Below are 24951 nucleotides of genomic sequence, written 5' to 3'. Positions count from 1 at the left end.
TGAGAAGCCTCCGGAGGGCCGCCTATTCGACGGCGGCGGGGTCGCCCGACGCGTCCTCGATCGTCGTGATTCGTTCCGCGCCGTGAATGGTCACGGTCGCGTTTTCCCCGCCTTCGCGTACCGCACCCGAAACGACCGCGTAGTGATCGTGCCCGTGACCGTGACTGTGGTCCGCGTGCAGGGTACCGGCCAGCACCTGGCCGTCGTCGAGGGTGAGGCGAACGGGCTTGCCAACCCAGGGTTTGACTTCGGCGTCTGTCATCGTGCGGGTGCTCCTCGTCGGAATGGTGCGATGGTGAAAGGCCGGACGCGAGGTGTTCCCGTCGCGCAGTCCCCATCCTACCGAGCGACCCGCCTCTGCTACACTGGCACGAGATGGCGCGCGTGTTGCTCCCGCTCCCCGAACGGGACTCCGATCCGAGCGAAGTCGCGATCACCTGGCAAGTCCTGGCGGGTTCGGGTCACGAGGTCGTCTTCGCGACCCAGACCGGCGCAGCCGCGCAGTCGGACGAGGTGATGCTGACGGGGCGCGGTCTGGGCCTGTTCGGGCGCGTGCTCGGCGCGAACGCCGACGCGCGCGCCGCCTACGCCGCGCTGGCGCACCTGCCGCCCTTCCGCGCGCCCGAGCGCTGGGAGACGCTGCGCGCGCGCGACTACGACGCGCTGTTCCTGCCCGGCGGCCACCGCGCGCGCGGGATGCGCGCGTACCTCGAGAGCGCGGTGCTGCAGCAGCTGGTCGTCGACTTCTTCGCGGACGACAAACCGGTGGCGGCGATCTGCCATGGCGTGCTGCTGGCCGCGCGCAGCATCGATCCGCGCACGCGGCGTTCGGTGCTCTACGGCCGGCGCACGACCGCCTTGACCTGGCAGCTCGAGCGCGCGGCCTGGCGCATCGGGCGCATCGCGCGCTTCTGGGATCCCGACTACTATCGCACCTACCGCGAAGCGCCGGATCAACCGCCGGGCTACATGAGCGTCCAGGCCGAGGTCACGCGCGCGCTCGAACGCCCGAGCGACTTCGAGGACGTGCCGCGCGGCGATCCGGACTACCGCCGCAAGACCGCGGGCCTCGCGCGCGACACGCTGACCGACGCGACGCCCGCGTTCGTCGTCCAGCACGGCCGCTATTGTTCGGGCCGCTGGCCGGGGGACGTGCACACGTTGGCCACGACCTTCGACCGCGTGCTGCGCACGCTGCCGGGGAGCTCGCGCTAGGCGACCAGATCGAGGAACGGCCGGATGTTGGCCGGATCGACGTCCATGCCCACCCCGCGCGGGTTCCAACGCGGGTCGTGGAAGTCCGAGCCTGCCGTCATCACCAGCCCCAAGCGGTTCGCCAGCGCGCGGTAGCGCGCGACCTGTTCGGTGGTGTGGCTGGGATAGAAGACTTCCAGCCCGCGCAGGCCGCTTGCGGTCAGCGTCTCGATCACGCTCTCGTCGCGCAGCCGGCCGGGATGGGCGAGCACCGGAACACCGCCGGCCGCGATGACCAGCTCGATCGCGGCGGCCGGGGTAATGTGGTGCGAGGGAACGTAGCCGGGCTTGCCGCGCGAGAGCAGCGTGTCGAACGCCGCCTGCACGTCGCGCACGTGGCCGGCGCGCACGAGCGCTTTGGCGACGTGCGGGCGGCCCAACGCGTGACCGCCGTCGGACTCGGCCACGATCTGTTCTTCGCTGAGCGGGTAGCCGGCGGCCGCGAGCGCGGCCGCCATGCGGCCGACCCGCGAGCGACGGTGTTCGCGATTGCGCGCCAGCGCGTCGGCGAGGGCGCCGGGCCCGGTGGGGATGCGGTAGCCCAGGATGTGGACCTCGCTGCCGTCCCAGGTCGTGTTGATCTCGATGCCGGGGACGACGTGCGCGCCGGTCGTGTCGAGCCCGTCGTAGGCGCGGGTCGTGTCGTGATCGGTGATCGAGAACCACGAGACGCCGCGTGCTCGCATGCGCGCCGCCAGCTCGTCGGCGCGCAGCGTGCCATCGCTCTCGCGCGTGTGCGAGTGGAAGTCGACCGTCAAGCGCCCGCTTCCGGTGGCGGCGGCGCCGGCGGGGGTCCGGACAGGGCGCGCCGTTCGACCAAGAGACGGATCGCGGTACGGACGTTGCCGTCGATCTCGACTTCGGTGAACTCCGGAACGCAGGTCAAGTCGATGCCCCCGGCGTGCAGGTAGGAGCGCGCGATGGCGATCGCTTTGACAGCTTGGTTGGTCGCACCGGCTCCGATCGCTTGGAGCTCGGCATGGGTCTTCTCACGCAGCACGCCCGCCAGGGCGCCGGCGACGGAGTTGGGATTCGACTGAGCGGACACTTTGAGGACGCCGGACGCTGGCGCCCTCTGGGGCTCGATCATGCCAGGCCTCGAAGATTGATGCGTTTGATGTCGAGCGCGCGTCCCGTCGCGACGTCCACCGTCGTGACGGCCGCACAAAACTGCCGTGTACCCGATTTCTGGACGGCGAACCGCTCCGAGACGGTTTTGGTGAATCGCTCGAGCACCGGGCCCGCCTCCATTCCGATGATGCCCTCGGAAGGCCCGGTCATCCCGACGTCGGTGAGGTAGGCGGTGCCGCCGGCGAAGATCTGCTCGTCGGAGGTCTGCACGTGGGTGTGCGTCCCGTACAACAGGGAGATGGAGCCGTCGAAGAACCGCCCCAGCGCCATCTTCTCCGAGGTCGCCTCGGCGTGCACGTCGACGACGATCACGTTCGTGCGCGCGCGCAGCTCGTCGACCAGGTCGCGGCCGACGCGGAACGGGTCGTCGACGGGCGGCATGAAGACGCGGCCCATCAGGTTGAGCACCCCGATGGTGACGCCGCCGGCGACGAACGTGCCGGCGCCCCGGCCGGGCAGCGTGGGCGGATAGTTGGCGGGCCGCAGGATGCGGTCGGTCTCGTCGAGCGCGTTGCGAAACTCGCGCTTGTCCCAGATGTGGTTGCCGGACGTGATGAAGTCGACGCCGGCCTCGAACAGCTCGTCCGCGGTCTGCGTGGTCAGCCCGAAACCGCCGGCCGCGTTCTCGCCGTTGGCGATGACCGCGTCGACGTGGTACTGCTCGCGCGCGAGCGGCAGGTGGTTCATGAGGACGTCGCGGCCCGGCGAGCCCATGACATCGCCGACGACCAAGATGGTGACCGAGGTGGGTGTTACGATCGGGCCCTAGCTTTCGTACGTTTGCGGGCGTGTGCGAAGTAGACGAGCACACGTTGTTCTTCCCGAAAACCGACCAACCGTTGACGACGAGCGGGATCGCGCAATGCGTCGAGCGCGATCTCGACCATCTCTTCACGCGCGGCGGGATCGTCGTCGATCGGTGCGCCGGCGTCATCGCGCACCAGCCGCTCGCCGAACGTCTCGGCGAACAAGGCGACGACCAAGTCCAACTCCTCGCGGGTGAAGCCGGCGGCTTCCCGCGTGAGGTGCACGAACGTGACCGACGCGTCGCGATCCGAGCTCACGCCGATCGCGCCCGGCTCTTCGCCGAGCAGGTCGAAGAACGCGCGGATGTGCTCGGTGACCTGCTCGCCGAACGCCTTGGTCCGAGCGCGGTCGAGCCGTTCGCGCACCGCGAAGGAAAGCGTCACCGACGCGTCCGCGGGGCTCGAACGTACGCTGTGGATCTCCGGATATCGGACCAGCAACGCGACGACACGGTTGACCGTGTCGGCGGAGTCGAAAGCAAGCGGGCGGGGGGTGTACATCTCTCTTCTCGGGGTGGCCTGGAGTAAGGGGGTCGATGCTTCGGACCCCCGCTGGGGGGCCACCTGCGGGGATTCGCCCCCCGTCTGCGCCGGCGGAAGCGGCCGACGAGTACCTCCAGGAACGCGTTTGGCGAGGCGACGGTGGCGGTCGTGGTGTATACCCGCGCTAGGATGCGGCGTTGGCTGACGGTCGTGGGTCTGGCAGCCGCCGTGGTTCCGAGCGCTACCTTGGTTCATATTCTGGCCGAGGCGACCGCCTTGGGCCATGGCGCGTTGGGGATGGGGTTCGTGCTGCGGCACGTCTATCTCGCGCTGCTCGTCGCCGCCAGCCTGGTCACCTTCGGGCGGACCGTCGGGGTCGGCCGCGGTCGGCCCGAGCGCCGGCGCCGGGTGGCCCTGCTGGCCGCCCTCGTGCGCGGGCCCCGGGGGCCGCTGACGCTAGCCGCGCTGGCCGGGGCGCACGTAGCCTTCTTCGCCCTGACGCAGCTCGGCGAAGGCATCCCGCTGCTGAGCGGGGACCTCGTGCTGGGCCTGGCGCTGGGGCTGCTCGGCTCGCTGGTCGCGGCCGCGATCGTCGCCGCCCTGGGCCGCGCGCTCGTCGACGCGACCGTCCGGCACCTGTCCTGGACGCGCCCGCCGGTCGGACCGGCCCTGGCACCCGTCCGGCGCGTCGCCCCGCCGCGCAGCGCCGCACGCATCTTCACGCTTTTCGTGCCGAATCGACCACCGCCGTTTCCATCCCTGACCTGACGCAACAAAAAACGTCCTAGAAAACGTCCTAGAAAGGGATAGAAACCAGTGTTCACCTCGTGGAAGGTGGTGCGATCATTACGTGCTCGCGCCGCATTGCTCATTTTTATTTTGGTCGCCGCCGGACCGCTCAGCGCGTATGCCGCCAACAGCAACGCGTTCTTGAACGGGACGGTCACGAACGCAGGCCAACCAGTCGCCGGTGCGGTGGTCACCGCGTCCGGCAATAACCTCACGCTCCACGCGACGACGGACGCCAAAGGCGCCTTCGAATTTCCGCCACTCCCGCTCGGCACGTACGTCCTGCGGGTGCACAGCGGCGACCTCCAGGGCGCGATCAGCGTCGATGTGGGTGCGAGCGGCTCGGTAGTCCAGATACCGCTCGTCCGCGAGATCGGTGAGGTCGTCGTTCATCCTCAGCAAATACCGACCGCGGTCATCCAAGGCAGCGGCAGCGACGTGGTCTTGAACACGACTCAGCTCACGCAGATGCCGTACAACAACAACTTCTCCGAGATGGAGATTCAGCAGCCTGGCGCCGTACGCGGCGCAAACGGCGTGGTGCACATGAACGGCGACCACGGCGTGATCGACTACCTCATCGACGGCGTGCCGCTCCCGCAGGAGCTCAACCGCGACATCGGCGGGGAGATCAATCTGAACGATCTCTCGTTCATCGACCTGATCGAAGGGGCTTACCCGGCCCAGTACGGGTTGAAATTCGGCTCGGTGTTCAACATGGACACGCGCGCCGGCACCGGACCCGCCGGTTTCTACGGCAACGGCTCGTTCGGCTCATATACGACCGGACAGGGAACGCTCGGCTATCACGCACCTCTCGCCGGCGGTGGCGGGTACGACATCTCGGTTTCGGGTCTGCAGACGACCCGCGGCCTGGACCCGCCGAACCTCGGCTCGCCGCACAACGACGCGAGTGCGCTCGGCACGTTCCTGCGCATGACCCTGCCCGCGGGCAAGGACTTCACGAACATCACGTTCATCGACAGCAAGAGCGGCTATCAAATTCCGAACGACGTGGACAACGGCGAGCCCGGGAACACGGACGACAACGAGACGCAAGCGGACACGTTCTTCACCGCGCAGTACCACCACTTGCTCGGCGATACCGGCGTGCTCACGTTCGGTCCGGCGTACAAGGTGTCGCGCATTCAAGACTTCGGTGACCCGGCCAACGACTGGGCATACGGCGAAGCGCTCAACGTCGAGGCTCCGCCGTACGGAAACGGGGGCAGCTCGACCGATTGTGCCACCGCGCTCACCAATCCCGCGGTCTCGTACTTGCCGACGACCTGTGCCTTTTCGCTGAACGACACGCGGACGGCGATCGACTACATTTTCCAGACCGACTACAACCAGCGGTTCGGGAAGCACACGGTCGCGGCCGGTGGTGAATACGACCTCACGCGCGTGCTCAAGTATTACGAGATCACGTTGCAGCCGGGGAACTTTCTCGCCCCGCTCGAGACGCCGGGTACGCCGGACGCTCCGACGCCGGTCGTCGATGACGCACCGAACCTCGGTACGATCTACTCTACCTACGCGCAAGACAGCTGGCGCATGAGCGACCTGTGGGGCGTCGACTACGGCTTGCGATACGACTTCTACACGATCCGGTCGACCGGGTACGACGAAGGCTTCGGATCGTTCAGCCCGCGGCTGAAGCTCACGCGCTACTGGGGCGATCGCGCGAGTCTGTATGCATACATCGGCCGCTTCTTCGAGCCGCCGTCGTTCGAGAACGTTAGCCCGTCGGCCGCGTATCTGCTGAACCTCCCGCTTCAGCCGACGATCGCGCAGTTCGACCTCAAGCCGGAACGTGACACGGACCTGGAGCTGGGCGGACACGTTCCCTTCGGGTCGGGAAGCCTCGGTTTCCGCGTGTGGCAGAAGAATGCGAACGACCTCATCGACGACACGCAGGTTGGCGTCACCTTGCTCCACCAGGACATCAATTACGTGCTTGGCCGACTTTCGCAGGAAGCCGTGAACTATGTCCAGCCGCTGGCCCGAAATGGCCGTGCGTACTTCTCGGTGGCGCATGTCATGTCGCTCAACAGCGGCTGCGAGACGCAGCTCTTGGCGCCGTGCTTCGGGCAGCCGACCGGCTACACGCCGGCTGACCACGAGCAGAACTGGACCATCAACAGCGGCGTGCTGCTGAACAACCGCCACGGCGGCTGGTTCTCGGCCGACGGCGAATACGGAAGCGGCCTCTCGTCAACGCTGAATCCCGCCACGATCACGTGCGCCGGCCCCGACTACATGTTCAACGTCGGCGGCCCGTGCAAGCGAACGCCGCACATCACGTTCGACGTGGAGGACGGTATCGCGGTCTCGCCGTCCACCGCGGTAACCTTCGACATCCGCAACCTGCTCAACGACCGCTACTACGTCACGTACATCAACGCGCAGGGCAATCACTACGCGCCGCCGCGCACGTTCGAGATCGGCCTCCGCGTGAAGAGTTGATCCGACGCGGCGACCTGCGGGCGAACCGCACGGTCGATCGTAGCAGATCGTAGCGATGGAAGAGGCGAGTGCAACGCGCTCGCCTCTTCCATCGTCTGCGAGACGGCTCTAGGCGCCGCGCACCAGCCGCAGCGAGGGCGGCGTCGGGGGCAGGGTGCGCAGCAGCTGGTCGTAGGTGACCGGCCGGCCGAAACGATAGCCCTGCGCCTCGACGCACCCAAGCGCGGTCACGAACTCGCTCTGCGCGTCCGTCTCGATCCCTTCGGCGGTCACGCTCAAACCGAGCGCCTTGGCGACGCTGACGATCGAGCCGACGATGGCCTGGTCGTAGGCGTCGTCGGCGATGTCGGCGATGAACGCGCGGTCGATCTTCAGCCCGGTCACCGGCAGCCGCTTGAGGTACGCCAACGAGCTGTAGCCGGTGCCGAAGTCGTCGACTTCGATGCGCATCCCGATCGCGCATAGTCGGCGCAGCGCCGGCACGACGGCGTCGTCGAGCGCGACGTGCTCGGTCACCTCGAGCGTGAGGGCGTCGGGCGTGAGCTCGTGCTCGACCAGCATCGCGGCGACGGCGTCCGGCAGGTCTTGCTCGCGCAGATCGCGCGGCGAGAGGTTGATCGCGACCCGGAAGGCAGGATGCGTCTTGCGGATCTTGGCGACGGCCTTGCAGGCTTCACGCAAGACCCAGCGGTCGAGGGCGACGATCGCGCCGGTCTCTTCGGCGATCGGGATGAAGGTGCCCGGCTCGACCAGCCCGCGCGTCCGGTGGTTCCAGCGAATCAGCGCCTCGCAGCCGGTGACCTTCTTGGTCGCCAGGTCGACGATCGGCTGGAAGAACAGGCGCAGCTCGTCGCGCCCGAGCGCGTGCCAGAGGTCGTTCTCGAGCGCGAGGCGTTCCGACGCCGCCGCTTCGATCGTGGCGTCGTAGATCGCATGGCGGCTGCCGCCCATCGCTTTGGCGCGGTACATCGCGGCGTCGGCGTGAGCGACGATCGCTTCCGCGGTGCGGCCGTGATCGGGAAAGATCGCCGCGCCGACGCTGGCGGTGACGAACAGCTCGCGGCCGAGCACGGTCAGCGGCGTCTTGAGCACGCGCAAGATACGCTGCGCGGTCGCGTCCGCGTCGCCGGCGTCGACGACCGACGGGACCAGCACGATGAACTCGTCGCCGCCTGGGCGCGCGATGACGTCGCGCGGGTGCAGCGCTTCGCGCAAGCGGCTGGCGACCTCGCGCAGGACGGCGTCGCCGACGCCGTGGCCGAGCGTGTCGTTGATCGTCTTGAAGCGGTCGAGGTCGACGTAGAGTAGCGCGAAGCGGCGGTCGTCCAGGCTGGCCGTCTCGAGCGCGGCGTTGAGGCGCTGCTCGAGCGAGAGCCGGTTGGGGAGCCCGGTCAACCGGTCACGGTGCGCGCTCTCGAAGAGCTGCTGCTGCGTGCGCTTGAGCTCGGTGATGTCGAGCGAGACGCCGACCGCGCCGAGCACGCGCTTCTCGTTGTCGCGCAGCGGCTCGAGGTGGTGGCGCAGCCAGCGCTCGCCGCGCGCGGTGACGATGCGGACCGACTCGCCGGCGAAGACCTCTTCGAGGACGTGCTCCGAGAGCAGCGCCTCGCACGGCTGGCCGACCATCCGCTCCGGATCCAGCTCGAGCTCGTGCAGCGCGCCGCCCGCGACGTTGGTGAAACGCGCGTCGCGGTCGGTCGTCCACAGGACCGCGTCGACGTTCTGCGTCACCAGGCGCATGCGCTGCTCGTTCTCGCGCAGCATCGTCTCGGCGCGCATTCGTTCGGTGACGTCGCGCAGCAGGATCAGCGTTTCGGCTGCGGCCGGCTTGATGCGCACCTCGACCCAGGTGCGGCTGGTCGGAAACGCGTGCACGCTCTCGACGACGTTGCCGGTGCGCCGCGCGTAGCGAATGTCCGGCACCAGCTCGGAGCCGAGCGGGTCGACGACCGCGTCGAGCGTCTCGCCGACCAAGCTCCCGGCCATCGCCCGCAGCAGCCGCTCCGCCTCTTCGTTGACGTGGGTGATGCGCATCGACTCATCGACGATGTACAGCCCGTCGCCGACCGTCTCGAGCACGTTGAAGCGGCGCTCGATCGCGTCGTCGGCGGTGGCCCGGGCGGAACGCACGACCGCCAGCATGCGCGTCGCCCAGACCGCCGCCGCGGCGATCACCAGGACGAGCAGCACCGCCAGCGCGACCGTCACGCCAGGCCTCGTGCCTGCGCGACGTCGAGCAGCTCCCCACGCGTACGCACGTCGAAGGCCGAGTAGACTTCGCTGACCTGCCGCTCGATGGTGTAGAGGCTGCGGCTGAACCGCCGCGAGAGCTCGGAGACGTCGGCGCCGTTGATGAGCGCGCGGACAATCTGCTTTTGGAACGGCGAGAGCGTGCGCGGCATGACTTCTTCGCGCGCGACCGCGTCGTCGGCGAAGGTCGCAAGCGGGCAGTTCGGATACTGATTGGCGTGCGCGATCGACGCCTCGCGCCACCGCTGCTCACCCGTCGCCTCGTACAACATCCCGGCAGCGAGCGTGGAGCGGAAGTGATAATCGACGGCTTCGAACTTCTCGAGGGCGGCCGCGATCGCCGGGACCGCCATGTCGGGCCGCCCGAGCGTGAGGTCGATGAGACCTTGCGCGTAACGGGCAAAAGCCCACACGCGTGGATCCTTGACCATGCCGAGCATCGGATCGACGCCCTTGGCAGCGCCAATCGAACCGTAGATCGCGGCATAGCGCTGCGCGCGGACCGGGTCGACGCGAGCGAACAGCGTGGCGAGCACGGGCAGCACTTGCCGCTCTTCGCCGGCGGCCAGTTCCCATCGCGTGTCACGCGCCAGGCGGTCGGCCTGATTGAGCTCGTCGAGCGCCCACGCCTCGTTCTTCGCGATCCGCGCGACATACGAACGATCCAGATGCGCCATCACCTGCCAGTGCACCGACGGCGCGACGGCGCGCGCATCCTTGAACGACCACTGTGCGGCGCCCGGCCGTCCGCGCATGAACGAGTCCCACCCGAACCAGCGCAGCGTATTGAAGTGCTCAACATCGAGGTCCGGCGTCCAAGCGATGGTGTCGGCCACCTCGCGAGCGACCGAGACGCTTTCGCCGTCCGCGATCTCGAACGCGATGAGAGCCAGCGTGTAGACGTTCTTCGCTCGCAGCTGCACGTCGTACGGCTCGTCCGCGCGCGGCTTCACCGCGAGCGCCTTGCGGCACTCGGCGATCTGCCCGCGCAGGTCGCCCAGCGCGGCATGATACCACCCGCGGTAATTGTGCGTGAGCGTAACGATGTGCGGATCGGGATGCGAGAACGCGAGCGCGAACTCCGGCGCATCGAGGTTGCATTCGCGGCGCATGAACGCACAGCGCAGCTGATGGAACGCGAGCGTTTTCTCGCCGTCCGTTACGGCGCCCGCGAGCTTGCGCGCCGCGTCGTACCGCGCGTCGCCGGTGTCGAAGTCGTTCAGGCGATAGTGGAGGAATCCGGCCGCGAGATCACGCTCGAACCGGCCCTCGACGGAGTCAAAGAGATCTTCGATGCTCGTGAGGTATTCGAGCGCGTTCACGCGATCGCGACGGCCCAGCACGTCCGCCTTCATGAGCATCGCCTGCTCCGCGAACGGCGAGGCCCAATCTTCGCAGCCCTCGGTCAGCGAGAGAACAGCATCGTACCAGGCCGCCCGTAACGCGAGCTTCGCGTCACGGACGGTACTAGCAGCCTTCTCTGCGCCGATGCTTCCCTGCACCTTGAGTACCTGAGGGCCGCTCTAGTCGATCAGCGTTCCGATGTTGAGTTGGTCGGACGGTGCCAAATCGATGGGGACACTTGGCGACGCGTTTGGATCGTTACCGCTCGCGGTGACGGTGTTCCCACTGGCGCTCGTGTACGAGTTCACGACCGAGATCGTGTACGCGCCGCTGTTCAGGGCATGCAGCGTGAACGATCCGTCGGATGCGGTGGTCGTCGTGTTGTCGACGTTACCGTTCGAATCGGTCGCGATGATGGTCGCGTTGACCACCGGCTGGCCGGCCTGATTCTGCACGACGCCGTTCACGGCCGAGGGCTGATCCGCAGCCGCAAGGTTCGCGGTCACGATCGCGACGCCGTTGGCCACGGTCACGGACTCGAGGACGTTGAAGTCGACGGCGAGGCTCACCGACCCGCCCGAGCTGGCGCTGAAGCTGACCGGCGCGACGAGTGCCATGAAGCCGCCGCCGCCGCCGACGACGTCTTGCGTTCCGCGTAGGGTGCTCTGCGAGTGCGAGCGGCGGCGCGAGCTGGTCGTGCCCCACTTCGAGCGCCCGCTGCGGAAGACCATCGGATACGTCGTGCCGTTGTTGACCAGCGTCGACTGCGAGGGATCGACGAGCAGCTCCAGCGAGTCGTACGAGCCTGCCGGAAGCTGGCCCTGAATCGCGTCCGCCACCTGCTGCAGTTGGAGCAAGTTGACGATCTGCGCACTCGCGTACGACACCAGCGGATACTCGGTGCCGTCCGACACCACGTCCACGCCCTCGATCGCGACGTTGACCTGCGCGTTGGGTCCGAGCTGCAGCGCCGCGTCGTAGAGGTCTACCGTGACGGCTGCAGTGTTGAAGCCGCCGCCTCCGCCGGTTACGTCTTGCGTATGACGAGCCGACGACTGGTCGGCGAGGGTCTGCGGCGAAACGCTGCCGACGCTCGTCGGAGCACTACAAGCCGACCCTGTAATAAGAGCGGCGAGCGCGAGGGCGGAAAGAAGGCGGTTCATACGAGCCCCGTTCGGAGACGGCGTCGTCGGTGTGACCCGTCGACGAGGGCTCTTCCGTTGCCGGGCGAGCCCGCCGCTCCATCTCTAAACGAGATCGAGCGGACGTACCGTTGGGATGACGTCCTCACCCTTGGTTTATAGAGGTTCCGACCCGGCGGACGTCTTCCGGGCTGTGTAAGGAAACTATGCGAGCACGGTCACAATTAGGTCAATTACTTGCTCGTAAAGTGTACGTAAATGCGACCGCTCGGTAGCCTTGCTACACCTGGCCCATGAGTGTCAGCGCACCCATCCAAAGGCCAAGTCCCACGCACACGATCGCGACCCCGATGGCGACGACGTTGCCCAGGAGCGAGTTCACACGCGAACCCAAAATCTTCCTGTCGTTGGACAAGACGAGCAAGAACCCAAGGACGATCGGCAGCACGAACGCGTTGAAGGCCTCCACCCAGACGGTGATCCGCACCAGCGGCAGATGGGGGATCAGGACGACCCCCGCGGCGACCACGACCATGCCCGCGTACAGGCCGTAGAAGCGCTTCGCGTCAACGCACTGGGCGTTGAGCGAGCAGCGCCAGGCAAAGGCCTCTCCGAAGGCCCAAGCGGTCGCCAAGGACACCACCAGCGCCCCCAGCATGGCCGCGCCCAGCAGGCCGGCCCCGAAGGCGATCCCGGCCAGCTTGGAGCCCGTCAGGGGCACCAGAGCCAGGGCTGCCTGCGCGGCGTCCGTGACGCTGATGTGGTGGACGAACAGGGTCGCGCCGCAGGTGACGATCACGGCCACCATGATCAGCTGCGTCGCGACCGAGCCGATCGCGGTGTCGGTGCGGGCCAGGCCGAGGTCGGCCTCGCGCAGCCCTTTGTCGACGGTCGCCGACTGCTGGTAGAAGATCATCCACGGCATGATGACCGCGCCGATGTTGCCGGCCACCAGCAACAGGTAGTCGCGGTTGCCCAACGGCTGGCTCCCGAAGAGCCCGTCGCGGACCAGCGTCCCCAGCTGCGGATGCGCCGCGAAGGCGGCCGGGATGAACAGCAGCTCCAACAGGCACAGGCCGAGCGCGAACACTTCGGCCCGTCGATAGCGACCGCTGAGCGCGACCCCGACCAGGACCGCCGCCGCGGCGACGACCAGCGGCGCGGCCGGGATGCCGAAGATCAGCGCGGCGCCGGCGACACCGATGAACTCGGTGACCAGCGCGGCCAGGTTGGTGATCAGCATCGTCCCCAGCGAGAGCCACGTCCAGCCCAGCCCATAATGCTCGCGGATCAGCTGCGCGTGCCCTTTGCCGGTCACCGTGCCGAGCCGCACGGTCATCTCCTGGACGACGAACAGCGGCACGATCAGCAGCAGCTGGAGGAGCACCAGCTTCATGCCGAACTGCGCGCCCGACGTCGCCGCGGTGGTGATGCTGCCGGCCTCGGTGTCGGCGAAGGCGACGATCAGCCCGGGCCCGGCGACGGCAAGGTAGCGCCACAGGCGGCCGCGGTTCCGAGGGACGGGAAAGGTTTGGGACTCGGCGTGGACGGCGGCCATGATGCTCCGAGGGCGTGAGGTGCTCCTAACGATTGTCGTAGGTCACCCGAAGTTCCCGCTACGGCTTCGGTCTGAACGCCCCACCGAGGAGCCGTTCGACGACGACGACGTCCCGCAGGTGCCGGTCGCTCAGCACGGAGGCGCCTGGCCGGGTGCCGAACGGAAGCTAGGTGCTTGCCATCGTCTTGGCCGTGGCCCTCGCCGCGACTCCCGCGCCGAAACCGACCGCGACCAACCCCTTCACGCTCGACCCGATCCAGTCGACGCCGCCCCCGCTGATCGGCACGACGCACAACCGGCCGTTGTGCAGCGCCCTGCGGACGGTCGTGGCGCCGGCGTTGCAGGCCGCGATGGCGACGGACGCCAGCTACAAGGTCGTCCGCGCGAAGATCTTCGACTACGTCGTGAAGGACAACGACGCGTCGCGCGACCTGCACCTGCTGCAGATGGACCGCGAGGTCGACCACATGAACGATCAGGTCGAGAAGCTCAAGAACGCCGTCGACGATCCGCTGCTCATCCCCGCGGCAACCGCGTCGAGCGAGGATCAGAAGAGCATCAAGGACCTCAAGACCACCCTCAACGGCATCTTGCAGGCCCAGAAGATGGAAGAGAGCATCATGTCGGGTTTCGTCGAGACCGAGCGGATGCGACGGTTCGCGCAGCCCAGCGAGACGCAGCAGCAGATGATGAACTCGATGCAGCCGAACCTGCCGGCCGGCGCGTACCCGACGATGCCGCCCATCACCGGGTTCCTGAACGACCAGAAGACGAGCGTCGCGGACATCGGCCAGCACCAGGTCGCGGTCAGCCTCCACGACGCCCACAAGCTCGACGACGACCTGGGCGCGATCCAGAGCTACACCGGCCGCTGGGAAGACGCGGCCACCCGCGTCATCGTCGCAGCCGCGGCCCGCTGTCGTTAAGCGTCGCTGAGGCCGCGAGGCCGTCGGCGACGCTCCCCCGAAGGCTCTTTTCCCGATGGGGGTCCCGCGCAAGCCGTCCGACCCGCCGACGCCGGAGGCCTCGGCGTTCCTCGAAATGGCGATGGACCAGTACGGCAAGGCGACCTACAACTTCGCCTACCGGCTGACCGGGAACGAAGCCGACGCCCGCGATCTGACGCAGGAGGCGTTCATTCGCGTGTACCGGGCTTGGCGCTCGTTCCAACCAGGCACGAGCTTCCTCTCTTGGGTTTACCGGATCGTCACGAATCTCTACCGAGATGAACTTCGGAGGAGAAAAGGACGTTTCCAAGAGGAAATCCCGGAAGACAACGCCCCGCAAGAGTACGGGGGGAGCCGGCCGCTCGCGGTCGATCCCATCGAGGACTACATGGCGGGGCAGTTGGGGGAGCCGCTCGCAATCGCGTTGTCGCAACTCTCCCCGGAACAGCGCCAAGTCGTCATCCTCGCCGATATCGAAGAGTACAGCTACCAAGAAATCGCGGACATCATGGGGTGCTCGATCGGAACCGTCCGGTCGCGACTCCATAGAGCGCGAGCCCTTCTCCGTCGGTTGGTGACCCGGGCGCAACAGGAACGACGATGACCAGCCACTACGATCGCGACACCCTCATCGACTACCAGCACCGCGCGCTCGACCCCGACGCGGACGCCGCCGTTTTCGCGCACCTCGAGACGTGCGCCGATTGCCTCGCGCTGCACGACGAGGAAGCGGCGCTGGGCGAACGTCTGCGCGCGCTGGCCGGCGCGCAAGAGCGCGAGTTCCCGTCGCTGATCAAGGCGCGCGTCTGGGACGCGGTCCGTCGCGAACGCCCCTCGGTGCTGGCGCGCCTGCACCTGCGCTGGGGACCCGCGCTGGCGGTCCCGGTCGCCGCGGCCTTCATTCTCGGCGTGTACTTCGGGACGCCGGTCTTCCGCGGGTCCGTGCCGGGCGTCGCCGCCACGTTCTACCTCGACGAGCACAGCGCCGAGACCCAGGACAACCCGCTCGGTCAGGGCGCCGCGCCCGCCATCTACGAGACGGCCGCGAACCACACCGCCTCGTCGTCCGCCGCCTCGTACATCGATTCCGCCGACGCCGCGACTCTCGACGACGCCGTCGGTGCGGACCGCTAGGCTCTTCGCGCTCTTCGGCGCGCTCCTGGTGAGCGCGCCGGCCGGGCTCGTCGCGGCCGCGCGCGCCGCCACCCCGCAGCCGAGCACGGATGCGCGCCCGCTGATCGTCGCGGCGGTCGCCGCGCCGCGCCACGTCTCGTTTGTCGGACAGATGTCCTCGATCGTCAGCGGGACGCATCAGGCGTTCGCGTACGTCGCGAAGATCGAGCACCGCGCACCCGACGAGACGCGGCGCACCTACCTGGCCCCGCGCGGCGTGTACGGCGAGTACGTCATCACCCACGGCGCGATCTCGTACGACGTCGAGCCGCTCAACAAGCGGGTCGTGGTCAGCGAGAACAAGACCGTCGTCGACCCGGTCGCGATCGTCGACGACATCGCGCTGCTCGACGGGAACTACCGCGCCGTGCGCAGCGCGACCGACAACGTCGCCGACCGCCGCACCGACGTCGTCGACCTGGTCAGCCGCTACACCGGCGAACGCGTGATGCGGCTGTGGATCGACAGCGACATGCACGTCGTGCTGGCCAAAGAGGCGTATCACAGCGACGGTTCGCTGGCGTGGCGCACGCGCTTCGACGAGATCCGCTACACCGACGCGATCCCCGAGGCCATCTTCTCCACCAGCGTTCCGAGCGGATACGACACCGTGCGCGGCCGTTCGTACAGTCGCCAAGGCGCGCTGCCGGGTGCGATCACCGAGGCCGGCTTCACGCCGATCACGCCGAAATATCTCCCCGACGGCTTCATCCTGACGGGCGCCGACGTCTCGCGCACGCCGGAAGGCATCAAGAACCTGCACCTGCTCTACACCGACGGCATCCGCAACCTCTCGCTGTTCGAGAACGCCAGCGATCGCGCCGTCGATTTCAGCGACATGCAGGCCCACGCGACCTCGTTCGAAGGCCACGACGCGCAGTACGCGCACGACGGTTCCGACACGCTGCTCTCGTGGCGCGAGCGCCGGCTGACGTTCTTGCTCGTCGGCGACCTCGACCTGACCGAGCTGGTCCCGATCGCGAAGTCCGTCGTCCCCTGACCCTCGTCACGCGCCGCGGAGCGCGTGAACGAGCGGCATGGGAACGACGCTTTCTTCCGTGCCCGCGCTCGCCGCGCGGGTCGCCGGCGCGCGCGACGTCGCGCTCGGCGCGTACATCCTGCCGCCGGGACCGGTGCACGATGCGCTGATCGCCGCGGCCCACCGCGGCGCCCACGTCGACGTCGTCTTGCCGCGCGCGCCGTGGCCGGACAGCACCGGCGAGCTCGCGGGAGAGAACGCCGCGAATGCGCGCGAGCTGCGCGCGGCCGGCGCGCACGTACGCCTGGTCGGCGACGACGGTCACACGACGTTTCACCTCAAAGCCGCCGTCTGCGACGGCGTCGCGTATCTCGACGATCGCAACTGGACGCACAGCGGGCGAGATTTGGTCGTCGCCGACGACGATCCGGACGCGGTCGCGCTGGTGCGCCGCTCGCTGGCCGGCCACGGTGGTTCGGTCGACGGCTTGGCGACGCGCAAGGACCGTGCCCAGGCGCTCGAGCTCGACCTGCTCGCACATGCCGGCGCCGCGCCGGTGACGCTCGAAACCGAAGCGATCGGCGCCGGGCCGCTGACGGCCGCGCTCGCCCATCATGCCGCGAGCGGCGCACCGACGACGCTGATCGTCAACGGCGCCGAGAGCGGACGCGCCCACGCGGTGCTCTCGCATCTGCGCGGTGCCGGCGTCGAGGTGCGCGCCGGCAGCAGCAATGCCAAGCTGGCGCTGGTGGGCGACCGCGCCTGGATCGGCTCGACCAACGCGACCTTCGCCGGCGGCAGCTACGGCGCGCAACTGGACTGGGGAACGGTGACCGCCGACGTCTCGCTGGTCGCCGCGGTGAAGGCGGCGCTGGCGCGAGACGTCGGCGATTCGGTCGCGACTAGCGACCCGGCGCGCCCGCCGGCGGCTGGGCGGGAATCATCGGGCCGCCCGGGTTGACGCGCTCGCGGTGACGCTGCAACGCGGCGTGGAATCGCGCGCGCTGGTCGGGCGTCAGGATCGCTTCGACCTTCTGGCGCATCGCGCGCAGGTTGGTGCGCCGCGTTTGCGGATCGAGCCCGCGATTGGCCCGGAACGTTTGGCGGACGGTGTCGCGGATCTGCGCACGCTGCGCGTCGCTCAGCTTGAGCCCGCGCAGCGCGTGCAGGAAGCGGTTGTGGCGGTGATGACCGTGGTGCATGCCGGCCGGCCCGGCGGCCGCCGGGGGACCGGCGGGCGGCGGCCCGTTGGGGCCGGTGCTTTGGGCGAACGCGGCCGTCGGGGCGGCGACCGCCGCGGCCAGCGCGACGGTCGTCAGGAAGCGAATGGGTGACAAGGCGATCTCCTCACGCCGGGTGACGGCGCGTTTCATCGAGTGCGTGACGGGCGGTGCCCATCTGCACCACACTACCGCGGTACCGGTTACCGCGTTGTGAGAGCGCCGTTAGCAGGTCGTGAGAAGGCCGTTAGATCGGCTAGAGGACGCCGTTGATCGCCTTGACCAGGTCCGCTTCCGGGATCTCGCCGTCCTTGAGGAAGGCGATCTTCTTGTCGGGCTTGATCAGGACGATGGTGGGATAGCCGCCCAGCAAGTACTGCTGCCCGACCGTGAGCTGCGGATCGAACGCCAGCGGATAGCGGACCCGGAACGTCTGGCCGAACGTGTTGACGTCGGCCAACGACTCGGGGCTGCTGCCGTCCATCCCGTAGGGACTGCCGCTCACGGCGACCATCGCGATCTTGCCTTGGTACTTGGTGGCGAGATCGTTGAGGATGACCGTCTCGTGCTGGCAGTGCGGGCACCAGGTCGCGAAGACCTCGAGCAGCACCGGCGTCTGCACGCTGGCCAGGTCGAAGGGTCCGGCGTTCGTGTCGACCTTGAACTCGGGCGCCGTGTCGCCGACCTTGAGCTTCGATTGCATCGGCGCTTGCGAAGCGGCGTTGGGCACCGCGTTGCGATTCGCCAGCCCGATGGCGGCGATGATCGCGATGATGACGACGGCCAGCGTGCCGTAAATGAGCGTCTTGCGGTTCATGATCCCTTGTTGAGACGGTGGTCGAGCGCCAGCCTTCCGGGCGCGCGCAGGGCGACGATGACGGCCAGCACGACGAAGATCGCGTCGCGTGCGACCTCGCTCCAGGTGGTCAGGGTGGCGTCGCTCGGCCCGAAGCAGCCGCAGTCGATGGCCATGCCGCGTACGACCGCCGACGCGATGGCCGCGTCGAAGATCAGCAGCAGCAGCGCCGCGATCCAAGCGGCCTGACGAGTGAACAAGCCGACGACCAGGTACGCGCCGAGCAGCACTTCGAGGAACGGCAGCACCAGCGCGAGCGGCGCGACCACGGCCTGCGGCAAGATGCGAAAGCCCGCGATCTGCGCCGCGAAGAACGCGGCGTGCCCGATCTTCGAGGCACCCGCGACGATGAAGATCGCGCCCAGCGCGACCCGGAGGATCAGAATGACGATGTTCATGATGTCAATGCGGCGTCTTCGACTTCGCGAACCAGCGCCCGTTGGCGCGGCGGGATCGCTTGCACGTCGGTGCGTTCGACCTCGGTCGCCTCTTCGAAGCCGAGAATCGTCTCGGCGACGCAGCCGGCGAGCGTGTGCGGATCGTAGCCGCCCTCGAGCACGAACAGCGCGCGGCCGTCGCAGTAGGTATCGGCGATTTCCCGGACGAGCCGGCCCATTTGCCGCGCGAACGACGGTTCGACGCCCAGATCGCCGACCGGATCCCCGGCGACGACGTCGTAGCCGGCGCTGACGACGATCAGGCGCGGCTGCACGCGTTCGGCCAGCGCGCGCAGCGCGCGGGTGTGGATCGCGACGAAACCCTCGGTCGCGATCCCGCGCGCGTCGATCGGCACGTTGACCATCGCCGCGCCGGCGGTGACGCGGTTGTCGCGCGGATCGCCGGTGCCGGGATACGCCGGATCGGCGTGCGTGCCGAAGAACGAGACGCCACCGCCGGTGGCGGCCTGCGTCCCGTTGCCGTGATGGTAGTCGAAGTCCCAAACCAGCGCGCGCCCGCCGGTATCCTGCGCGAAGGTGCGCGCCGCGATCGCGACGTTGTTGAACACGCAAAAGCCCATCCCGCGCGCGGGCTCGGCGTGATGGCCCGGCGGCCGCACCAGCGCGAACGCGGCGCGGCGATTGGTGACGGCGTGCTCGAGCGCGACCAGCGCCGCGCCGACGGCGCGTGCTGCGCCTTCGTACGACGTCTCGTCGACGATGGTGTCGCCGGTGATCAGCTGTGCGACGTCGCCGTCTTCGAGGCTGGCACACGTCCGCCGGACCAGTTCGATGTACCCGGCGGGATGGACGCGCGCGATCTCGTCGGGCCGCGCGACGCGCGGGTCAAGCCGCTCGCCGAGCATGCCGCGGCGTTCGAGCTCGTGCGCGACGACCCGCACCCGGTCCGGCGACTCCGGGTGCGGAACGCCGGCCAGGTGGGTGGTGAGGCCTTCGTCGTACGCGACGAGCATCGGACTAGTGAGTCGGCGTCGGGCTCGGCTTCGGCTTGTGCGCCAGGGCGGCTTGCTTGGGCGACGCGGTCGGCTTGGCCGCAGGCTTGCGCGCCGGCTGGTTGGCATGGTCGAGCGAGGCGATGCGCGACTTCACCTCACCGGCGGCCTGTGAGCCCGGCGGGAGATAGCTCAACAGCCGCAGGTAGGTCGAGCGCGCCTTGTCGTTCTGCTTGGCGCCTTCGTAGCACTGGCCCAGCGAATACAGGATCGCCGGCTGCTGGCGTGCGAGCTGCGGCGCGCCGCGATCGATCGCGTCGTAGACCTGCGCGCACTCGGCATAGTTGCGCGTGCGTAGATCGGCCTGCCCCAGCCCGAGCAGCGCTTCCGAGGTGTGCTGGAGGTTGTAGGACGCCTTGAACTCGTCGCGCGACTTGTCGAACTGGTTGTTCGCGGCGTAACTGGCGGCCAGCAAGAGGTGCGAGCGCGGGTCGTTGCCGGCGATCTCGACCAGCCGCTTGAACTGATCGATCGCCTTCCCGAACTGCTTCTCTTGCGCGTACAGCTCGCCGAGCTTCACCACCGCATCGGGCTGATCGCGGTTGGGGCCCTCGCCCGCCAGGAACTCCCGCTCGGCGCCGACGCGGTCGTTGCGGCTGGCGAGATACTCACCGTACGCGGTGTGACCGGCCAACACGTTCGGATAGGCGGTCAGCGCGCGGCGGAATTGCTGGTCGGCGTTGCCGTCCATCTTTTCGTTGGCGTACACGGCGCCTTCCTGATCGATGACGATGACCTTGTCGGCCGGGTCGACCGCCAGATTCAGCAGCGTCTCGAAGGTCGCGATCGCGCCGGTGACGTCGTGCTCGGCGGCCTGCAGGCGCGCCTTGCCGGCCAGCGCGTCGATGCTCTTGGGATCGATCGCGATCGCACGGTCGTAGAGCTGGCTGGCCAGCGCGAGTGCGCCTTGTGCCTGATAGGTCTGCGCCTCGAGCAGCACCGGCCGCACGTCCTTGGGGTTGATCGTCGCGGCGGCTTCGTACTGTTGGCGCGCTTCGTCGAACTTCTGCTCTTGCGCCAGCACCGAACCGTAGGCCAGCGCCGCGTTCTCGTCGTTCTTGTTGAACGTGATCGCGCGCTTGGCGACGCGCTCTGCGTCCGCCGGGCGATTGAGCTGCAGATACAAGTTGGTCAGCGTCCCCAGCACGCCGGCGTTGGTCGGCTCGAGGTTCGCGGCTTGCTCGAGATCGGCCAGCGCTTGCGCTTGATGGCCGAGCTGCTGGTTGGCCAGCCCGTCGAAATAGTAGGTCTGGGCCGTCTTCGTCCCGCCCTGGATCAGCTTCTGCGTGAGCGCGATCGCGAGATCGGCTCGGTTGATCTGCAGATAGTCCGCAGCCAGCTCGATCGCGTCCTGTTTGTCGGTCGGATCAGCCTTGACCGCCGCCTCCAGGCGCGGGATCGCGTGATCGAGCGGCTCAGGCGTCGCGCTGGGCGACGGCGAGGGGCTCGGCGACGCGGTCGCCGCCGGTTTGGGCGCGGCGTTCGCGGCGTGCGGATGCACCGCGACCGCCGCGAGAAACGCGGCGGCCGTGAGTGCCAAAACGGGTACCAGACGGGGCTTCATCAAGCGTGAGCGGCTTTCGCGTCTTTAACGAGGTTCGTCAACTCCGGAACGATGGCGAACGCGTCTCCGACGACAAGGAGGTCGGCGAACTCGGAGATCGGGGCACCCGCGTCCTTGTTGATCGCGACGATCGTTTCGGACGTGCGCATCCCGACCTTGTGTTGAATCGCGCCTGAGATACCAACGGCGATGTAGAGTTGCGGGCTGACGGTCTTCCCGGTTTGCCCGACTTGGTGACCATGAGCGACCCAACCGGCGTCGACCGCCGCACGAGAGGCACCCACTGCGCCGCCGAACGCGTCGGCCAGGCCTTTGAGGATCGTGGTGAACGGTTCCGGACCGCCCATCCCACGACCGCCGCTGACGACGACCGACGCCTCTTCGACGCCGAGCTCCGCCGCGGCTTCCTCGACCTCATCCTCCACCGTGATGGTGGACGCCTTCCCACTCGACGGGAGTGAAACGATCTCACCGGCCCCAGGAGTTTCCTTGGCGGCAAAAACGTTGGGACGGATCGCGGCGACGCCGTAGTCCGAACCGGTCAGCTGGCAGGTCGTGATCACCAGACCGCCCAGCTTGGGGGAAACACAGGCGACCGAGCCGCCGTCGATCTTGAAGTCGGTGACGTCGGCGTTGATGCCGCAGTCCAGCCGCGCCGCGAAGCGCGAGCCGACGTCGCGACCGATGACGGTGTTGCCGACCAAAATGAGCGAGGGACCTGCGGCCTTGGCAACCGCTTCGAGCGCGTCGACGGCGCCGTCGAGGAAGCGGTCTTCCTCGGAGACGTGGATCTGGTCGAGCGGGTACTTCTTGAGCAGCTCGGCCGCGGCGCCGGCACCGGGACCGGTGACGACGGCGTGCGCCTTGCCGCCCAGCTGATCGGCGAGCGTCTTGGCGTAGGTTGCCGCTTCCAGCGCGACCCGCCGCGGCGCGCCCTTCTTGTGCTCGATGAACGCGATGACGTTTTGCATCACAGGAACTTCCGCTCTTTGAGGAACTCGACGATGACCTTCGCGCCTTCCGCGCCGTCGGCAACCGTCACCACTTTGCCCTTGCCGCGGGTCGGCGGCGTCGCGAGATCGGTCAGCTTCGCCTTCGCGCCGTCGCTGCCGACCGCGACGGTCAGCGCGAGATCGCCGGCGGCGAGCTGCTTGATCTCCTTTTTCTTGGCGCCCATGATGCCTTTGAGCGACGGATAACGCGGCTCGTTGGCCGACTTCGTCACGCTCACCAGCGCGGGCAGCGGCGCGGAGAGCGTCATGTAGCCCGTCTCCGTTTCGCGTTGCACCTTGACGCGGCCGTCGACGAGCTCGACGCTGCGCGCGTTGGTCAGACCGGGCAGACCGAGCTTCTCGGCGAGCATCCCCGGCAGATCACCGGTGCCCGCGTCGGTCGACTGCGTGCCGGTCAGGATCAGATCGGGACTCTGTTGCTTGATCGCCGCGGACAGCGCGACCGCGGTTCCCCACAAGTCGCTGCCGGCGAGCGTGTCGTCGGACAGCATGACGGCGTCATCCGCGCCCATCGCGAGCGCCTTGCGCACGATCTCTTTGCCCGACGCGGGCGTCATGGAGACGACGGTTACCGTGGAACCATCGTTGAGCTTCTCTTTGAGCTGCAGGGCCGCTTCGATCGCGTACTCGTCGAACGGGTTGAGAACCGTCTCGACGCCGGTACGGACGAGGCGCTTCGTCGCCGGATCGATCCGCTTGTCGGCGTTCGTATCGGGGACGAGCTTGACGGTGACGAGGATCTTCAGCGCACCAACCTCCGGACACACGAAAACCCGGCTCTCGGCGCCGGGTCGGGAACAGGCGGCCATTCGGGAAACCGTCCCATCAGGCCTCCAACCAGTTAGTTCTATACGATCAGCGCTACCTGGTCAAGTCCGGCGATCGATCTTGTCGGATTGAGGAACTTCCAGGGAGAGGCCGCTTGCCAGCGTGCGATAGAGCGCATTTGCTCTATAAGAGCGAGCAGCCGGGTGCCGATATTCGGCTAGGGGTGTTACCGTGCGCCCCGCTTCCCTCTTTCTGGAAGGGGCTCTCATGGCACATCTCTCTCTGCGCGCCGCCGGTACGACGGTCGCCTTGCTCGCATTGCTCGCCGGCTCGGCGTTGGCACAGACCGCGCCGGCAACGTCGCCTGCGCCGGTCGCGGGGCCTGTTACCGGTACCGCGGTGCTCATTCCCGGCGGCACGCCGATGAAGGTCGTCCTGACGGCGCAGATCGCGTCGAACACCGCGCATACCGGCGACACGTTCCAATTCAAGGCACAGCACGATGTCGTGGTCGACGGCTGGGTCGTCATTGCGAAGGGCGCACTCGGCACCGGCACGGTCGCGAACGCCGAGAGCGCTGCCGGAAACGGGCACCCCGGAAAACTCGCGCTGAAGTTCGATTGGGTCTACGGCGTCGACGGCGAGAAGGTTGCTCTCTCAGATGTGCCCGCGCAGCAAGATGGCGAAGGCAAAAAGGGTGCGGCGTCGACCGCGACGATCGCGTCCTACGTCTTGCTGGGACCGCTCGGGCTCTTCGCGCACAACTTCGTGCACGGCCACGACGTCATCGTGAAGCCGGACCAGGCGATTCCCGTGTACGTCGCCGACGCGGTGCACGTCACGTCGAGCCAACAAGCCGTCGCGCAAGCCGGCTTCGCGCACTAGTCGATCAACGAACCCAGGTGGCCAGCGGAAACGTCGTCGCGGGCACGGTCCAGCCGTCGCCCCGAACGACGTTCGACGACCACACGATCGGCGTTCCGTCATCGCTCACGGCAAGCAAGTCGCCCTGGTGCAGCGTGCCGTCCGCGAGGCGAAACAGGCCGTCGCCGCCGAGAAACCAGACGGTGGCGAAACGCCCCGCTCCATAGGGGACGACGCCGGTTGCGCAACGATCCGTGTACCTCTTCTGCACGCGCAGCGCGAGCGAGAACAGCACCGGAACGCCTCTCTCCTCGCCCGAATCGGAGATGCCCGCGCACCGCGCATCGAACTCGAGCGCGACCAACGCGTGGTCGCCGACGAAAGCCAAGGCCTGCCAACCTGCATCAAGCTCGTCGGTCCTCGCCCGCCGCAACACGCGTCCGGTCGGCGGGGCGAACAAGACCAGACTCGGCCCATTGGCCATCGCGGGCACCCGTCGGTGGTAAACGCCAACCAGACATGCACCCAGCCTGCCGTCCGGCGAGAGGACGTGCTCGAAATCTGCACCCGGACACGGCTCCGGATAGGGACGGACATGACCGTAGCCGTGCGGGATGATCAGTCCCACCGACGTGTCGCTCATGGTGACCTCGAGCCAGCGCTCCGGATGGTTGCGAGCGGCGACCATGATCGAATCGCGCCCTTCCTCGAGGACCGAGCCCCCGCGGCCGAGTCGCTGATACGTCGCCGCGGCGCTTCGGCGTGTCGGCAAAAAATTCAGGATGAGCTGGCCCGCAGCGCTCGCGGGCACCGCCGGCAGCGCGAGACCCTCGATGTGTGCCACCACGAGGACGCCGACGATGAGGGCGGCGCGTACACGGCGGAGCATGG

Annotated in this window: 26 protein-coding genes; 9 read left to right on the top strand and 17 right to left on the bottom strand. The window is 68.1% G+C overall.

Annotation, left to right across the window (positions count from 1 at the left end; all coding sequences use genetic code 11):
* Positions 1-22 precede the first annotated feature (22 nt).
* Positions 23-262, bottom strand: a complete 240-nt coding sequence (locus VMD91_03975; GenBank protein HTW83214.1) for a hypothetical protein — start codon at positions 260-262, stop codon at positions 23-25.
* Between the two features lie 122 nt (positions 263-384).
* Here VMD91_03975 and VMD91_03970 point away from each other — a divergent pair, with 122 nt between their 5' ends.
* Complete coding sequence (locus VMD91_03970) at positions 385-1215, top strand: type 1 glutamine amidotransferase domain-containing protein (protein HTW83213.1); 831 nt, start codon at positions 385-387, stop codon at positions 1213-1215.
* On the opposite strand, the gene VMD91_03965 is transcribed toward VMD91_03970, so the two are convergent.
* From VMD91_03965 to VMD91_03950, 4 genes are read right to left on the bottom strand one after another with little or no spacing between them, the layout of a single operon-like run.
* The gene (locus VMD91_03965; protein ID HTW83212.1) at positions 1212-2012 is read right to left on the bottom strand and encodes a PHP domain-containing protein; all 801 of its coding nucleotides are present in this window, start codon (positions 2010-2012) and stop codon (positions 1212-1214) included. The two genes, VMD91_03970 and VMD91_03965, sit on opposite strands and share 4 nt — an antisense overlap.
* Positions 2009-2302 (bottom strand): stage V sporulation protein S, encoded by a 294-nt coding sequence (locus tag VMD91_03960; protein ID HTW83211.1) that lies wholly within the window; start codon positions 2300-2302, stop codon positions 2009-2011. The genes VMD91_03965 and VMD91_03960 overlap by 4 nt, the downstream gene beginning before the upstream one ends.
* Before the next feature lie 38 nt (positions 2303-2340).
* Positions 2341-3117: a TIGR00282 family metallophosphoesterase gene (locus VMD91_03955; GenBank protein HTW83210.1), complete on the bottom strand. Its 777-nt coding sequence runs from the start codon at positions 3115-3117 to the stop codon at positions 2341-2343.
* Positions 3118-3137: 20 nt separating this feature from the next.
* Complete coding sequence (locus VMD91_03950) at positions 3138-3692, bottom strand: hypothetical protein (protein ID HTW83209.1); 555 nt, start codon at positions 3690-3692, stop codon at positions 3138-3140.
* A gap of 171 nt (positions 3693-3863) precedes the next feature.
* On the opposite strand from VMD91_03950, the gene VMD91_03945 reads away from it, so the two are divergent.
* A complete protein-coding gene (locus tag VMD91_03945) occupies positions 3864-4442 on the top strand; it encodes a hypothetical protein (protein HTW83208.1) in 579 nt (192 codons plus the stop codon).
* A gap of 96 nt (positions 4443-4538) precedes the next feature.
* Positions 4539-6932: a TonB-dependent receptor gene (locus VMD91_03940; protein ID HTW83207.1), complete on the top strand. Its 2394-nt coding sequence runs from the start codon at positions 4539-4541 to the stop codon at positions 6930-6932.
* A 108-nt stretch (positions 6933-7040) separates the two neighbouring features.
* On the opposite strand, the gene VMD91_03935 is transcribed toward VMD91_03940, so the two are convergent.
* The 4 genes from VMD91_03935 to VMD91_03920 form a co-directional block, all read right to left on the bottom strand.
* Entirely contained in the window at positions 7041-9140 is a 2100-nt protein-coding gene (locus VMD91_03935) for an EAL domain-containing protein (protein ID HTW83206.1), read from the bottom strand.
* Positions 9137-10684, bottom strand: coding sequence for a hypothetical protein (locus VMD91_03930; GenBank protein ID HTW83205.1), 1548 nt, complete (start codon positions 10682-10684; stop codon positions 9137-9139). Before VMD91_03930 ends, VMD91_03935 begins: the two co-directional genes overlap by 4 nt.
* Before the next feature lie 21 nt (positions 10685-10705).
* Positions 10706-11689, bottom strand: coding sequence for a DUF4382 domain-containing protein (locus VMD91_03925; GenBank protein ID HTW83204.1), 984 nt, complete (start codon positions 11687-11689; stop codon positions 10706-10708).
* Positions 11690-11948: 259 nt separating this feature from the next.
* A complete protein-coding gene (locus VMD91_03920; protein HTW83203.1) occupies positions 11949-13226 on the bottom strand; it encodes a divalent metal cation transporter in 1278 nt (425 codons plus the stop codon).
* A gap of 170 nt (positions 13227-13396) precedes the next feature.
* On the opposite strand from VMD91_03920, the gene VMD91_03915 reads away from it, so the two are divergent.
* Genes VMD91_03915 through VMD91_03895 form a run of 5 tightly spaced genes read left to right on the top strand, consistent with a single transcriptional unit; the run spans position 13397 to position 17286 of the window.
* Positions 13397-14152, top strand: coding sequence for a hypothetical protein (locus VMD91_03915; GenBank protein ID HTW83202.1), 756 nt, complete (start codon positions 13397-13399; stop codon positions 14150-14152).
* 55 nt (positions 14153-14207) lie between these two features.
* Positions 14208-14777, top strand: coding sequence for a sigma-70 family RNA polymerase sigma factor (locus tag VMD91_03910; GenBank protein HTW83201.1), 570 nt, complete (start codon positions 14208-14210; stop codon positions 14775-14777).
* Complete coding sequence (locus VMD91_03905) at positions 14774-15307, top strand: zf-HC2 domain-containing protein (protein HTW83200.1); 534 nt, start codon at positions 14774-14776, stop codon at positions 15305-15307. The genes VMD91_03910 and VMD91_03905 overlap by 4 nt, the downstream gene beginning before the upstream one ends.
* A complete protein-coding gene (locus tag VMD91_03900) occupies positions 15294-16346 on the top strand; it encodes a sigma-E factor regulatory protein RseB domain-containing protein (protein HTW83199.1) in 1053 nt (350 codons plus the stop codon). Before VMD91_03905 ends, VMD91_03900 begins: the two co-directional genes overlap by 14 nt.
* Before the next feature lie 58 nt (positions 16347-16404).
* Entirely contained in the window at positions 16405-17286 is an 882-nt protein-coding gene (locus tag VMD91_03895; GenBank protein ID HTW83198.1) for a phospholipase D-like domain-containing protein, read from the top strand.
* On the opposite strand, the gene VMD91_03890 is transcribed toward VMD91_03895, so the two are convergent.
* From VMD91_03890 to VMD91_03860, 7 genes are all read right to left on the bottom strand, one after another.
* Entirely contained in the window at positions 17228-17662 is a 435-nt protein-coding gene (locus VMD91_03890) for a hypothetical protein (GenBank protein ID HTW83197.1), read from the bottom strand. The genes VMD91_03895 and VMD91_03890 overlap by 59 nt on opposite strands.
* 139 nt (positions 17663-17801) lie before the next feature.
* Positions 17802-18362 (bottom strand): TlpA disulfide reductase family protein, encoded by a 561-nt coding sequence (locus VMD91_03885; GenBank protein ID HTW83196.1) that lies wholly within the window; start codon positions 18360-18362, stop codon positions 17802-17804.
* Complete coding sequence (locus VMD91_03880; protein HTW83195.1) at positions 18359-18799, bottom strand: MauE/DoxX family redox-associated membrane protein; 441 nt, start codon at positions 18797-18799, stop codon at positions 18359-18361. The genes VMD91_03885 and VMD91_03880 overlap by 4 nt, the downstream gene beginning before the upstream one ends.
* Positions 18796-19812: a histone deacetylase gene (locus VMD91_03875; GenBank protein HTW83194.1), complete on the bottom strand. Its 1017-nt coding sequence runs from the start codon at positions 19810-19812 to the stop codon at positions 18796-18798. Before VMD91_03875 ends, VMD91_03880 begins: the two co-directional genes overlap by 4 nt.
* Positions 19813-19816: 4 nt before the next feature.
* Positions 19817-21391, bottom strand: coding sequence for a tetratricopeptide repeat protein (locus VMD91_03870; GenBank protein ID HTW83193.1), 1575 nt, complete (start codon positions 21389-21391; stop codon positions 19817-19819).
* A gap of 23 nt (positions 21392-21414) precedes the next feature.
* A complete protein-coding gene (locus VMD91_03865) occupies positions 21415-22386 on the bottom strand; it encodes an electron transfer flavoprotein subunit alpha/FixB family protein (protein HTW83192.1) in 972 nt (323 codons plus the stop codon).
* Positions 22386-23195 carry an electron transfer flavoprotein subunit beta/FixA family protein gene (locus tag VMD91_03860; protein ID HTW83191.1) on the bottom strand — a complete coding sequence of 270 codons (810 nt, stop codon included), beginning with the start codon at positions 23193-23195 and terminating at the stop codon, positions 22386-22388. Before VMD91_03860 ends, VMD91_03865 begins: the two co-directional genes overlap by 1 nt.
* Before the next feature lie 268 nt (positions 23196-23463).
* Here VMD91_03860 and VMD91_03855 point away from each other — a divergent pair, with 268 nt between their 5' ends.
* Complete coding sequence (locus tag VMD91_03855; GenBank protein ID HTW83190.1) at positions 23464-24081, top strand: hypothetical protein; 618 nt, start codon at positions 23464-23466, stop codon at positions 24079-24081.
* Between the two features lie 4 nt (positions 24082-24085).
* Here VMD91_03855 and VMD91_03850 read toward each other — a convergent pair whose 3' ends face one another.
* Positions 24086-24949, bottom strand: a complete 864-nt coding sequence (locus VMD91_03850; GenBank protein ID HTW83189.1) for a hypothetical protein — start codon at positions 24947-24949, stop codon at positions 24086-24088.
* Positions 24950-24951: the final 2 nt, after the last annotated feature.

This window comes from Candidatus Sulfotelmatobacter sp. (assembly GCA_035504415.1).
In the GTDB taxonomy this organism is placed as follows: domain Bacteria; phylum Vulcanimicrobiota; class Vulcanimicrobiia; order Vulcanimicrobiales; family Vulcanimicrobiaceae; genus Vulcanimicrobium.
This window is presented reverse-complemented; position numbering and strand designations above follow the sequence as displayed.